At 33.6% G+C, this 13,631-nt stretch carries 11 protein-coding genes; 10 read left to right on the top strand and 1 reads right to left on the bottom strand.

All coding sequences use genetic code 11. The annotated features are described in order from the left end of the window. Positions 1-31 precede the first annotated feature (31 nt). From RAH41_RS18355 to RAH41_RS18310, 10 genes are all read left to right on the top strand, one after another. Positions 32-1,798 carry an LTA synthase family protein gene (locus tag RAH41_RS18355; protein WP_331224548.1) on the top strand — a complete coding sequence of 589 codons (1,767 nt, stop codon included), beginning with the start codon at positions 32-34 and terminating at the stop codon, positions 1,796-1,798. Positions 1,799-1,951: 153 nt separating this feature from the next. Continuing rightward, positions 1,952-2,665 carry a spore cortex-lytic enzyme gene (gene sleB, locus RAH41_RS18350; protein ID WP_331224547.1) on the top strand — a complete coding sequence of 238 codons (714 nt, stop codon included), beginning with the start codon at positions 1,952-1,954 and terminating at the stop codon, positions 2,663-2,665. Positions 2,666-2,681: 16 nt separating this feature from the next. Next, positions 2,682-4,022 carry a germination protein YpeB gene (gene ypeB / locus RAH41_RS18345; RefSeq protein ID WP_331224545.1) on the top strand — a complete coding sequence of 447 codons (1,341 nt, stop codon included), beginning with the start codon at positions 2,682-2,684 and terminating at the stop codon, positions 4,020-4,022. Positions 4,023-4,479: 457 nt separating this feature from the next. After that, entirely contained in the window at positions 4,480-4,785 is a 306-nt protein-coding gene (locus tag RAH41_RS18340) for a PTS sugar transporter subunit IIB (RefSeq protein WP_331224544.1), read from the top strand. Positions 4,786-4,807: 22 nt separating this feature from the next. Then, positions 4,808-6,124 carry a PTS cellobiose transporter subunit IIC gene (gene celB / locus RAH41_RS18335; protein WP_331224543.1) on the top strand — a complete coding sequence of 439 codons (1,317 nt, stop codon included), beginning with the start codon at positions 4,808-4,810 and terminating at the stop codon, positions 6,122-6,124. A gap of 159 nt (positions 6,125-6,283) precedes the next feature. Then, positions 6,284-6,604 (top strand): PTS lactose/cellobiose transporter subunit IIA, encoded by a 321-nt coding sequence (locus RAH41_RS18330; protein ID WP_331224541.1) that lies wholly within the window; start codon positions 6,284-6,286, stop codon positions 6,602-6,604. A 15-nt stretch (positions 6,605-6,619) separates the two neighbouring features. Further along, a complete protein-coding gene (locus RAH41_RS18325; protein ID WP_331224540.1) occupies positions 6,620-7,951 on the top strand; it encodes a 6-phospho-beta-glucosidase in 1,332 nt (443 codons plus the stop codon). Beyond that, on the top strand, positions 7,948-8,655 hold the full coding sequence (gene chbG / locus RAH41_RS18320; RefSeq protein ID WP_331224539.1) for a chitin disaccharide deacetylase: 708 nt from the start codon (positions 7,948-7,950) through the stop codon (positions 8,653-8,655). Before RAH41_RS18325 ends, chbG begins: the two co-directional genes overlap by 4 nt. Positions 8,656-8,891: 236 nt before the next feature. After that, on the top strand, positions 8,892-10,151 hold the full coding sequence (locus RAH41_RS18315; RefSeq protein ID WP_331224537.1) for a helix-turn-helix domain-containing protein: 1,260 nt from the start codon (positions 8,892-8,894) through the stop codon (positions 10,149-10,151). After that, positions 10,148-10,300, top strand: a complete 153-nt coding sequence (locus RAH41_RS18310; protein WP_331224535.1) for a hypothetical protein — start codon at positions 10,148-10,150, stop codon at positions 10,298-10,300. Before RAH41_RS18315 ends, RAH41_RS18310 begins: the two co-directional genes overlap by 4 nt. Positions 10,301-10,346: 46 nt before the next feature. On the opposite strand, the gene RAH41_RS18305 is transcribed toward RAH41_RS18310, so the two are convergent. Next, positions 10,347-13,373 (bottom strand): efflux RND transporter permease subunit, encoded by a 3,027-nt coding sequence (locus RAH41_RS18305; RefSeq protein WP_331224533.1) that lies wholly within the window; start codon positions 13,371-13,373, stop codon positions 10,347-10,349. Positions 13,374-13,631 lie beyond the last annotated feature (258 nt).

The following is a 13,631-nucleotide window of genomic DNA, read 5'->3' as shown; positions in this document are numbered from 1 at the left end:
TGTTAATAATTTCGTAAAGGGTAGATTCTTCATGATTAAAAAGAGTTTTCATTTGTTAGGACCAATTCTAATCGGATTGGTCTGTAGCTATTTACTTGTTATTTGGTCTCATAATTATTTGTGGAAGAACAATGTAAATCTATATCAGAATTGGATCATCACGGATTTTTTTAAGTGGAACTTTATGATTGTATCAGTTATTGTTTCATTATTAATCATCGGACTACTTGTTCTAGGCTATAATGTTTGGTGGATTTTAATTACAATTGTAGGTTCAATTGGAATTTTCTCATATGCATTATCAGAGAAAATAAAATATACTGGAGAGCCGTTTCATCCAAGTGATTTAATTTTCCTACGTGATCCAATCGTTTTTTTACAATTTTCAAAGCTTCCATTTCTTGTCAAATGGGGAGGTTTAATTGGTATCATCACATTTCTTTTTTTAGGAACTTTCTTTGCCTATAAAAAATGGAGAAATGCTTCTGCAAGGAGAAATAGTCTACGTTTTTTACTAATCGTATTACTTGGTGTCTTTTTTACATTTGGTTCTAAAGAAGGCTATGCCTATTTTGTAAAAAACTCAAATGTAAAATATATACCTTGGAATTACGAGACTAGTGTTGAAAGATATGGTATGTACCCAGCATTTTTAGTAACTTATGTTAATAGCAAACGTGAAGAACCTAAAGTATCTAATAAAGTGAAAAATGGGGTCATTAAAGAAATCAATTCTTTAAAACCACTTTCTAAACCTAAACAATTACCAGATATTTTAGTGATTCAAAGTGAGGCATACAGTATGCTAGATGACATGAAATTAAAATGGGATACTGATCCAAATGGACCTCTTCGCTCTATAAATGAAGGTATTCATGGAACGCTTATTAGTAATACATTTGGAGGACGGACGGCTAACGAGGAATTTGAAGTATTAACTAGCCTAAAATTAAAACGTAAATTCGAAAATCGGACACCATACCAAGAAGGAAAAATGGGAAATAGACTTTCACCTAGTGTCATTCAAGATGTTAGACAATTTGGTATGGATACAATAGCCCTTCATCCATTTAAAACATCATTTTTCAAACGAAAAGAAGTTTATCCTAACATCGGATTTAATAAGTTCTTGTCAGAATCAGATTTAACTTCTTGTGAAAAATTCGGTTCCTATCTATCTGACGAATGTAGCTCGAAAAAAGCATTATCATTAATTAATAAAAAAGGGAGTCAATTTGTATTTTTTGTGACAATGCAAAATCATTTTGATTGGCATAAAGGCCGTTTTCCCGAAGAAAACATGAAAGTTAGTGGAGTGCCACTTAATGAAGATTTAAAAGGAAAAGTGGAGAGTTATGCAAGTGGTATTTATAAAAGTGGCAATTCTCTTGTTTCAGTATGGCAAGAAGTTAAAAAACGTAAGAATCCTACAATTATCCTTTTTTATGGTGACCATCGACCAACATTTGGCGATAAAAAGGCAACATACGAGCAATGGGGAGCACCAGTGGAGAAGAGTGAAGGAGAAGATTGGTATAATGAAACACCGATGTGGATTTGGAGTAATGACAAACATACAATGGACAAGATTAGAAACTATTCAAAGCCATTTTTTGAAAAAGGAAATCTTAAATTAGAATCCTACGAAATTGCACCTCTTTTAATGAAAGTTCTAACAAACGGACAAATTGAACATTCATGGTATGATTGGGTACTTAAAAATCATTCAAATGATATTTGGAATTGGGTAATCTATGATCGAGTGTATGGTGATGGAATTACCTTTAATAGAAAGTAAAAAAGGGGCCAAAAGGTCCCTTTTTTTATTGGATAAAAAACTGACTTTTATTAGGACTTTGGAAAATCTTATTGCATGTCAAAAGTATTTACATAATTTGGTGGTTCTTGAAAAAAATACAAATAGGGATAATTATACTTTAGGAGGTTTGAGATGAGAAAACTAGTTTTCTTAAAAGGTCCTTTAATATTACTAATCGTATTTTTTAGTTTCTTTTGTAATGTTCAACTTAAAAATGTAAATGCTTTTACAAGCCAAGTACTTCAAATGGGTGCTACAGGAGAAGATGTAATTGAATTACAATCTCGTTTAAAATACAACGGTTATTACACTAGTAAGGTCGATGGGGTATTTGGATACAACACATATTGGGCGGTTAGAAATTTCCAAAATAATTTCGGAATGCCTGTCGATGGGATTGTTGGAGCTAAAACAAAAGCTATGCTCGTAAAAGCTACAAAATATGTGAAAGGTGAAAATGCAGGTGCTGGATCGAATGTTCCGAATGGTTATTCGCAAAATGATATTCAGCTAATGGCTAATGCAGTCTATGGTGAGTCGCGTGGTGAACCGTATATCGGACAAGTAGCAGTAGCTGCAGTAATTCTGAATCGCGTTAGCAATCCATCGTTTCCAAACACAGTATCTGGTGTAATTTTTGAACCGGGTGCATTTACCGCTGTGTCTGATGGACAAATTTACTTAACACCAAATGAGACGGCCAAAAAAGCTGTTTTAGACGCTGTAAATGGTTGGGATCCGAGTGAAAGTGCACTTTATTATTTTAATCCAGACACAGCGACAAGTGCTTGGATTTGGAGCAGACCACAAATAAAACAAATTGGTAGACATATATTTTGCCGATAAGAAAGGAGTGTTTTAAATGATTAAGGAAGCTGCAATAGGCGTGTTAGCAATTGGGCTAATCGGAACATCATATTGGGGTTATACAGAGCATAAGGCTAAAAACGAAATCAATATCCAGGCAGAAAACAACTACCAACGAGCATTTCATGAACTAACATATGAAATAGATGTATTGCATGATAAAATTGGCGATACTTTAGCAATGAAATCAAAGTCATCCCTTTCTCCAGCACTAGTTGAAGTATGGGGACTAACTTCTCAAGCTAGGTCCAACGTAGGGCAACTTCCTTTGAGACTATTACCAGTTAATAAAACAGAAGAATTTCTAACAAATATTGGTGATTTTAGTTATCGAACAGCGGTAAGAGATTTAGATAAAGAACCATTGACCCAAAATGAATACGCAACATTGCAAAAGTTATATGATAACTCTGCTGAAATTCAAGGAGAGATTCGAAAAGTTCAACATATGGTATTTGAAAATAAATTACGTTGGATGGATGTAGAACTTGCTTATGCAAAAGATCAAAATCCGAAAAATAATGCAATTATTGATGGATTTAAAACAGTGGAAAGGAATGTAATGACATATTCCGATGCAAATGCAGATCCTTCCCTGACAAATTATAAAGTAAATCGTGCTAACCTTTCGAATGTAAAAGGCAAAAAAATAACGACAGAGCAAGCGAAGGACATTGCGAAAAAGTTTCTTGAATTAAATAATACAGCACAAATAAAAGTTGATCTTACAGGTGAAAAATTAGCAGATCGGTATTATAGTTTAGAAATTAAGGAACCAAAAACGAATAGCGAAATTTATATGGATATTACCGAAAAAGGAGGGTATCCAGTTTGGGTGATTGATAGTCGAAATATTAAAACACAAAAAATCGATTTAAATCAGGCTTCAATTAACGGACTAAAATTTTTGGAACGTAATAAATTCTCGAATATGGAACTAACAGAAAGCTCACAATATGATACGGTTGGTGTATTTACATACGTAACAAAGCAGGACGGGGTAAGAATCTATCCTGAATCTGTAATGATGAAGATTGCTCTTGATGACGGAAGCATTGTAGGATTTTCTTCAAAAAATTACTTGTCAGCATATACAAAACGAACGATTCCAAAGCCAAAAATATCAGTGGAAGAAGCGAGAAATAGTATTAGTTCAAACCTGAAAATAATGGAAGAAAGACAAGCGATCATTTTAAATAAATTGAATCAAGAAGTACTTTGCTATGAATTTGTAGGAACAAGAGGTAACGACACATATCAAATTTTCGTGAATGCGGATACTGGTGTAGAAGAACAGATTAAAAAATTGAACGTCTTAGTCGAAAACTACGACTGAAGTCCATCCTTTATTAATGATGAGGACTTAAGTATATCTTAAGTCCTCTTTTAATTTTAAAGATCTCCTATAGATAATGACAATAGCATGTCCTTTTTCATTTTTACTAGATTTAAAATTGGAAGGAATTTCAATCTAGCATTTTAGTTCAAAATATAGGCATTATTTATTACAAATACGAGACTTTTTTCAGATCGTTTAAATGCAAAATCCTTTTAGTTAAGTCTGGCAAGTTATCATACTTTAGGCTTGTACAAAGCTATATTTTAAGCGACTTTAGGAATAGGAATTTATCGTAAAAAAAATATTATTTATATTTGTCCTAATGTCCAAAATGGTGAATATATATTTCTTGAGATTAAAATTCTAGAGGGAGAGAGGTAAGGGGTAGATTCTGCATGTTAGTAGAAGTTTAATTGTATTGTAAGCGTTTCCTTTAGAGAGAAAGGGGGATTAAATGAACATATTATTATGTTGTGCTGCTGGTATGTCTACAAGTTTATTAGTTACAAAAATGGAAGCTGCTGCAAAATCTGAAGGAATCGTTGCAAGGATTTGGGCAGTGAGTGCTAATGATGTTAAAAATCATCTTGATCAAGCAGATGTATTACTTGTAGGTCCCCAAGTAAGGTATCTACTCCCACAATTAAAAAAAGAAGGTTTACAAAAAGGAATACCAGTTGATGCCATCAATCCGGTTCATTACGGGATGTGTAAAGGAGCAGAGGTCCTGAAATTTGCAATCGATTTAATAGGTTCATAATTTCATATAGGGGTGATTTGTGATGGCCAACTTTACTCAAATGTTAGAAGAGAAAGTAATGCCTATTGCTGGAAAAATTGCAGGTCAAAGACATTTGCAAGCATTACGTGATGGAATTATTTTAACACTGCCTCTTATAATTGTCGGTTCTATTTTCTTAATCTTAGGCTTCTTACCATTTGACGGATATCCTGATTTTATGGCAAAAACATTCGGTGCCGCTTGGCAAACCAAGCTCCTTTACCCAGTAAGTGCTTCATTTGATATAATGGCGCTCATTGCAGGATTTGGTATTGCCTATCGACTCGCTGAACATTACAAAGTAGATGCATTAAATGCTGGTGCAATTTCAATTGCTTCATTTATTTTATCAACACCATACTTCACAATGTTTACGCCAGATGGAGCAACTGCTGCTATTAAAGTAAGCGGAGTACTGCCTATGGCGTTTTTAGGAAGTAAAGGTCTGTTTGTTGCTATTATAATTGCGTTATTCTCAACTGAAATTTATCGATGGGTAATTCAAAGGAATTTTGTTATTAAGATGCCGGATGGTGTACCACCTAGTGTAAGCAAATCATTCGTTGCATTATTCCCTGCATTTCTAGTTATCTTCTTAGTTTGGATTATTCGTTTATTAATAGAACATACACACTATGAAACTTTACACAATGTCGTTGGAGATCTATTACAAGATCCACTTAGTAGACTTGGTGGTTCATTAGCTGGCGCTTTAATTGCTGTACTCTTAATTCAATTATTATGGTCAGTTGGTTTACACGGTGCGGCAATTGTTGGTGGAGTAATGGGTCCAGTATGGCTAGCAGCAACTGATGCAAACCGATTAGCTCTACAGGCTCATCATGCAATGCCAAATGTCGTTACACAACAATTCTTTGATATCTTCATCTACATGGGTGGTTCTGGTGCAACAATTTGTTTTGCACTTATGATGCTATTATTTGCAAAGAGTCAGCATGCAAAACAACTAGGAAGGCTATCGATTGGACCTGGTATTTTCAATATTAATGAACCAATTACATTCGGTGCACCTGTCGTAATGAATCCATTACTTTTAGTTCCATTTATTCTAACGCCATTAGTACTTGTTGTAACCACATATATAGGAATGAAAACAGGATTTGCTCCAAAAACACATGGTATTGCTATTCCTTGGACGACTCCACCAATTATTGGCGGTTGGCTAGCAACTGGAGGTAACTGGAGAGGCTCTGCAATGCAATTGATTAATCTTGTTGTAGCGTTCTTAATTTACTTCCCATTCTTTAGAATGTGGGATAAACAAAATTTACAAACGGAACAAGGCTCACCAAAATAAGGAATGCATAAAAGAGCTTGCCCAGACTGTCCACTTAGCGCACGCTTTCAATCAGTCTGGGTACCCAGATTATTGACTCTACGTAAACACACCGGAAGCTTGCCTATAGGCAGGCTCTTGGTATTGTTTTCTTAAATTCTAGTAAAGGGTGTGATTCTAGTGACAAAAGAAGAATTGTACAACCTTTCCTTTCAGTTAATCTTGCATAGTGGAAATGCTAGAAGTCTTTCCATGGAGGGAATCTATGCAGCAAAAGAAAAAAATTTTGAGCTAGCTTTTGAGAAGCTTGCCGAGGCAGATTGCGAGTTTAGTCAAGCACATCGCTTTCAAACGCAATTGATTCAGGCAGAGGCTGGTGGAGAAGATTTTGATATACCAATTCTATTAATTCATGCACAGGATCATTTAATGACAGCAATGACGCTTAAAGATTTAGCAAGAGAGATTATTGAACTGCGGCAAGAGGTAAACAACCAATAAAAGGGGGATTACATAGTGAGTAAAACAATCAAAATTGCAACAATTGGTGGAGGATCAAGTTATACCCCAGAGTTAGTAGAAGGTTTTATTAAACGATACAATGAGCTTCCAATACGAGAGCTATGGCTTGTTGATGTTGAAGAAGGCAAACAGAAATTAGAGATTGTTGGTCAGTTAGCAAAGCGAATGTTTCAAAAGGCAGGTCTTCCTGTAGAAGTTCATTTGACACTTGATCGAAAAGAGGCACTTAAAGATGCTGACTTTGTTACAACGCAATTCCGAGTTGGTTTGTTAGATGCGAGGGCAAAGGATGAAAGAATACCTTTAAAATATGGTGTACTTGGTCAAGAAACAAATGGACCAGGAGGATTATTTAAAGGTTTGCGAACAATTCCAGTCATTTTAGATATTGTAAAAGATATGAGGGATTTATGTCCAAATGCGTGGTTAGTTAATTTTACAAATCCCGCTGGTATGGTTACTGAGGCTGTACTTCGTTACACTGACCATCGAAAAGTAGTTGGTTTATGTAATGTCCCAATTGGAATGGAAATGGGAATTGCCAAATTATTAAAGGTTGAGCATTCTCGAGTACGGATTGATTTTGCTGGATTAAATCATATGGTTTATGGGTTAGATGTATTTGTTGACGGAGAAAGTGTAAAAAATCAAGTCATTGAATTACTAACGAACCCAGAAAACTCTAGTTTTGTTAAGAATATTCAAGGATATGGATGGGAACCTGAGTTTTTACGTGCTCTAAACGCGCTACCTTGTCCATATCATAACTATTATTATAAAACGCGTGAAATGGTTGAAAAAGATATTAAAAATGCCGAAACTGTAGGGACTCGTGCTGAAGTTGTTAAAAAATTAGAGGATGATCTTTTTGAACTTTATAAAGATCCAAATCTATCAATCAAACCACCTCAGCTCGAAAAACGAGGGGGAGCCTATTATAGTGATGCGGCGGTTCGCTTAATTTCTTCTATTTATAATGATAAAGGTGATATTCAGCCAGTTAATACGATGAATAATGGTTCGATTGCTAGTATTCCTAATGACTCAGCTGTAGAGGTTAGCTGTGTCATCACAAAGGATGGACCAAAACCAATCGTAATGGGCGATCTACCGATATCTGTAAGAGGGCTCGTTCAACAAATCAAATCATTTGAAAGAGTAGCTTGTGAAGCAGCGGTAACAGGTAATTATGATTTGGCCATTCTAGCGTTAACGATTAACCCATTAGTTGCATCAGATAAAGTAGCTAAGGAAATTGTTGATGAAATGCTAGAAGCACATAAAAAATATTTACCTCAATTTTTTAAAGAGGCGAAAGTGAAATGATTAAATTAATTGTGAATGCAGACGATTTTGGTTATTCGAGGGGAATTAATTATGGCATAATTGATGCACATAAAAATGGAGTTGTTAACTCAACTACGATGATGATGAATATGCCTGGCGTAAGTCATGCAGTAGAACTAGCGAAAGAAAATCCTAATCTTCAAGTAGGAATCCATCTAGTTTTAACTTGTGGGAAGCCACTTTTAAATGATGTTCCAACACTTGTTAATGAAAATGGAAAGTTTAAAAGTAGACATGAATTCTTTGAAGATAAAAATATATCACTAGATGAATTGGAAAGAGAATGGACTGCACAAATAGAAAAATTTTTAGAATCGGGACTAAAACCAAACCATTTTGATAGCCACCACCATGTTCATACCGTACCTGCGTTTTTACCAGTCGTACAGAGGTTAGCTCAAAAATATCATTTAACTGCTAGACGCATTTCCGAAAATGCTTTACAAGGAGTCGCTCCCTTTACGGATGTTTTTCTTCATGATTTCTATGGGGAAGGCGTGACAGAAGACTATTTTGAAATGATCGTAACACGGGTTCAAGACGGTCAATCCGTTGAGGTCATGTGTCATCCTGGTTATCTTGATCACGAGATACTAAACAATTCATCTTACGCCAAAGATCGAGTAAAGGAGACGCTCATTTTATCTGCTGTTAAACTACCAAAAGAGATAAATTTATTATAGGTAATTTTATTTACTAGCATACAGCCTGAATTCGACTACCAGCCTATCTATTTCATAGACAACTTCTTTTTTTTACAGCGTTTAGCATAGAGTCTGAATTAGGCTCTATGCTTTTTTGGTTATATATATATAATTAGAGTTTTATAATCATGGGAAAAAATGTAAGATGAAATAGGAGTAGTTTTACACTATAATGAATATTAACAATATTAAAATAATATTTAAGGAAAATACCTATGAAAATTGGAAAAATTATTAATTACCATCGAAAAAAACAACAGATGACACAAGAGCAACTATGTGATGGAATTTGTTCAATTTCTCATTTAAGTAAGATTGAGAACAACTCAAAAGAGGTTAATATCGAAACTTTAAACTTATTGTGTAAGAAGTTAGGTATATCAGTTGAAGATGAAAAAAATAAAGTGAATCAGATTAAAATAAAACTACAGAAGTTCTATGACGCAATTGAACGACTACATCACAAAAAAGCAAATGCACTCTATCTAGACCTCAAAGAATATAAGGAGTTTGTCCAATATACGGAATTGCTTTATGTATATCAATTATACATGTTAAGGTATACTTTGTTTTTAAATCAGATCGATTTGGCAGAGCAATTGATCGAAAAAATAGGACAAAATACGAAGATGTTTTCTGAGTTTGAACGATTTGTTTGGAATGTATTAAATGCAATTTTTAATCATAAAAGGAATAATTTTATTAAATCTTTAGACTTATTAGAAGAAGTAAAAGATTTAAGGAAATTATATCGAGATGACATAACCGAATATTATTATTTAAAATCCTTAATGCATTGTAGATTAGGCCAATCTGCATTAGCAATCTATTTCGGTAATAAAGCTCTAGAAGTTTTTAAAAAAAGGAATAATATTATTAGAATGTTAGATGTGAAAACAATTTTATCAATCCATTTAACTGAAACAGGTGAATATGAAAGTGCAGAAAATTTATTAAAAGAAATACTAGATGATGCAGAATTAATCCAAAACACAAAAATTGAGGAAATGGCATGGCATAATTTAGGTTTTTTATATGGTACTCAAAATTTTTCAGAAAAAGCGTTAGAGTGTTATTATAAATCACTTGCATTAATAGAGAAATATACTGAGAGTTATTACCTTACATTAGGAAATATAGCTACTCATTTGCTAAAGCTACAAAAAAATGAACAGGTTGTGAATATGCTAGAAAATGAACTAGAATCATTTGAAGATACAACAAAATTAGAATATGTGAAGTTACGCGTATTATATTTTGAAGCAAAAAATGAAGAGAAGGCACTAATCCGTTATTTAAAGGAAGAAGGCTTACCAATTATGGAGAAACAAGGTAATCGAATGAAGGTTTATGAATACAGTGAACGAATTGCAGAATATTATCAAAGACAAGGCGATCCACTTTTAGCTAATAAGTATTTACAAATCAGTTTACATCAAATGAAGAAGACACATAATACAGGAGTTATCAGATGAAAAAGAAGATTAAACTTATCGCTCTTTCCCTAATTATTACTGTGCTAGCGAGTGTAGGAATAAATACGTTTCAAAGTCATCATTTGCCAAACAATGAAATTTACGCATCTAATAAGAAGGAAGATGATCCAAAACCTCCAGGGAGTTGATGGAAAAAAAGGGATATCTCAAAATTATTGAGATATCCCTTTTTATTTACAAACTTACTGGCTTATTAGTATCTTGCTGTCTACGTTGCTTCCTAGATTTTCTAAAATAAAGTAATTCATAAATAACAGGAATGACAATTAGTGTTAATAATGTTGAAACAGTTAAACCGCCAATTACTACAACTGCAAGGCTTTGGGATACTAGGCTACCGGTTTCGGCTTTTTTGAAAAGTAATGGTAGCATTGCGCAAATTGTAGCAACGGCTGTCATGAGAATTGGTCGAATACGAGTTACTGCAGCATCGATAATTGCTTCACGAAGAATCATTTGTTTTTCTTTTTGTTTTACTCGATCTAGTAATACAATTGCGTTTGTCACCACAATTCCGATAAGCATCAATGCTCCTAATAGTGCTGTTGGTTCAACGGAAATACGACTTATAATTAATCCAAGCACAGCTCCAATCGCAGCTAAAGGTAAAGAACATAGTATAGCAATTGGTGCACGGAATGTTTTAAATGTAATAATCATGATTAGGAAAACTAATCCGATTGAGACAAGCATGATCATATATAGATCTGAGAAATCTTTTGATTGTTGTGCAAGAGCTCCACCAATATATACATTTACACCATCGGCAATTTTCATGCCTTTTGATTTTTTATCTCCAAAAATAACTTTATTTAAATCCGCATTAATTTTTGAAAGTTTATCTGGTTTTACTTCGGCCGATATACTTAAATACGGATCGCCATCTTTATGAAATAGATTACTAGACTTTTCCTCTACTTTTAGTGTAGCGACTGATGATACTGGAATCATTCCGGTTTTAGTCATAATCGGTACTGATTTAATATCCTCTGGAGTTTTAGGTTCTAATATTGGTTCAAGATATACATCAGTTGGTTGTTGATCAATTGTAACTGTTCCAAGTGGAGTTCGATTCAACGTAACAAATAATTGTTGCGATATCTGCTCTGTATTACCCTTTGAAGGGTCAACCTCTAATGAATAAACAGTTTTTTTATCTTCCTCATTTGTTGTTACTTTCTTAACTCCATCAATATTTTTAATCTTATTTTTAATTTCACTTGCGGTATTCTCTAAATCATTTAAATTATTTCCGACAACATCGATCGTAATTTGAGTTTTAGAACCTCCAAATAAACTAGATGCCATTGTACTTAATTCTGCATCCACATAGTTAGATTTTTGCGTATTGATTTTTTTTACGACTTGATCAGTAAGTTTTTTATCATCTAATGTAATTAAATAGACTGCTTGGGTAGAAGAGCGGACATCCCCATATTTAGCAGCATCAGCTGTACTGCCTAATTGAGTGTAAACTCCTTTTATACCTTTTTGTTCAAGAATATACTTTTCTAATTTAAGTGTATTTTCTTTTACTTTTTCAACCGGTGTATCACTCGGATACGTTAAAGTTGTTTGAACAAAGTCTGAAGAAGAATTATCTGTTGCACCTTTTGGCATAGCGAAATAAGTACCAATTGAGCCGACAAATAATAAAAATGAAACGACTAAAATTACCCATTTATGATTTAATGACCAAGTAAGTACTTTTTTATATCGTACTGAAGGATTATGAGCTTTTAACTTAGCCTTTTTAAGGAAGAATGCACTTAATAATGGAACGACGGTCAATGCGACGAATAAGGAAGCTAATAAAGAGTAAGTAATCGTTAAAGCAAATGGAAGCATGAAATCTTTAAGCCCTGTGCTAATAATTCCTATTGGTAAAAATACAGCAACAGTCGTTAAAGTAGAGGCTGTGATTGCGCTACCGACTTCTTTTGTAGCATCAATAATCATTTGAACTGAAAATTTCTCTGATTGCGTTTTTCTAAAAATATTCTCAATAACGACAATACTATCATCAACTAATCGTCCAACTGCTACAGCTACTCCACCGAGTGTTAAAACATTCAGTGTAATGCCAGACTCCGCAAGTAAAAATAATGTTAAACATAGCGATAGTGGAATTGAAACGATGGTAATTAGTGTTGATCGTACATTTCTTAAGAATAACATGATGACAATCGTAGCAAATAATGCACCAAGTAAAACTTCCTTAATCATTGCATGGACAGAAGTTTTAACCATATCTGATGTTGCAACCATGACATCTGAATTCATATTTTTATATTTTTTATTTAAGTGTTTAGTAGCTTCTCTTACATCCTTTGTAATACTTACTGCATTAGAATTACTATCCTTTGTGACAATTAATAATAATCCGTCTTTACCGTTGATTCTTGTTAAATTGTTTGCTGGCTTTTTCACTTCAACAGTTGCAATATCAGCTAATTTAACATGATCAGCGACCATAAGACCCTTTAATTTTTCTATATTGTCTAAATTCCCAACAACTTTAATATTACTAGTTTTATCATTTATAATACCTTCGCCTACTGAAACAGCAGAATTTTGGCCGCGAATAATACCCATGACAGTTTCTAGTGATACTTTATTTTGCGTGAGCTTCGCATTATCGATTTTTACAGAAATAAAAGATTTTTCTGTACCGTATGTTTGAACGTCAGCTACGCCTTTTATGTCTTTAAAATATGGAAGAACTTTTTTGTTGGCAAAATCAATATTATTCGGACTTAATCCATCCTCGAAAGTGATTGCAACATCTGCGATAGGGATCATAGAAGTATTTAATTGAACAATTGTAGGTTTACTAACATTTTGAGGTAGTGTGACTTTATTTAAAGATTCTTGGACTTCTTGTTTAGCGTCTTTCATATTTGTTCCTGATTCATAATATACATCAATTTTTGAAAAACCATTGCTTGTGCTTGAATAAATATGACTTTTACCTTTCACACCAGAAACAGCACTTTCAATCGGAGTAGTTACTTGATCCTCCATTGTTTTCGAATCAGTACCTTGGCCCATAACAATGACAGAAACAATTGGTTGGTCTGCAGCTGGTAGGAATTCCATTGGAAGCTTTTTGTAACTTAGTACTCCAATTAATAAAATGAGAACTGATAAAAAGGTAATGGCGGCTTTATTATTAAAGGCCCATTTTGTAAACCACGACATTAAAGTTATCCTCCTTTATGGTAAAAATATCCAGTAACACACAAGTTGAATCGTAACACACTAATGTTGAAAATAAAATACATTTTATTTAGAATTTACAAAATATTAAAAAGCACAATTCGACATTTGAACAGTTAAACGTATTAGTACATACTTTATTAAAATATGAGACAATTTGTCTTTTATACTTGCTTAATGAAATTCAATGTTGCGATATTTTAGTTTGGTAGTCGGAAGATTCTGAAATAATAGCACACT

Origin of the sequence: Gottfriedia acidiceleris (assembly GCF_036421055.1) — a bacterium.
In the GTDB taxonomy this organism is placed as follows: Bacteria; Bacillota; Bacilli; order Bacillales; family Bacillaceae_G; genus Gottfriedia; species Gottfriedia acidiceleris_C.
Note: the sequence above shows the minus strand (reverse complement) of the source record. Positions and strands in the feature narration are given on the sequence as shown.

Bases quoted from the DNA above. Each gene is read 5' to 3' on its own strand.
- RAH41_RS18340 (WP_331224544.1), top strand. From the start codon at position 4,480: ATGAACATATTATTATGTTGTGCTGCTGGTATGTCTACAAGTTTATTA.
- RAH41_RS18315 (WP_331224537.1), top strand. From the start codon at position 8,892: ATGAAAATTGGAAAAATTATTAATTACCATCGAAAAAAACAACAGATG.
- RAH41_RS18305 (WP_331224533.1), bottom strand. From the start codon at position 13,373: ATGTCGTGGTTTACAAAATGGGCCTTTAATAATAAAGCCGCCATTACC.
- RAH41_RS18355 (WP_331224548.1), top strand. From the start codon at position 32: ATGATTAAAAAGAGTTTTCATTTGTTAGGACCAATTCTAATCGGATTG.
- celB (WP_331224543.1), top strand. From the start codon at position 4,808: ATGGCCAACTTTACTCAAATGTTAGAAGAGAAAGTAATGCCTATTGCT.
- ypeB (WP_331224545.1), top strand. From the start codon at position 2,682: ATGATTAAGGAAGCTGCAATAGGCGTGTTAGCAATTGGGCTAATCGGA.
- RAH41_RS18310 (WP_331224535.1), top strand. From the start codon at position 10,148: ATGAAAAAGAAGATTAAACTTATCGCTCTTTCCCTAATTATTACTGTG.
- chbG (WP_331224539.1), top strand. From the start codon at position 7,948: ATGATTAAATTAATTGTGAATGCAGACGATTTTGGTTATTCGAGGGGA.
- sleB (WP_331224547.1), top strand. From the start codon at position 1,952: ATGAGAAAACTAGTTTTCTTAAAAGGTCCTTTAATATTACTAATCGTA.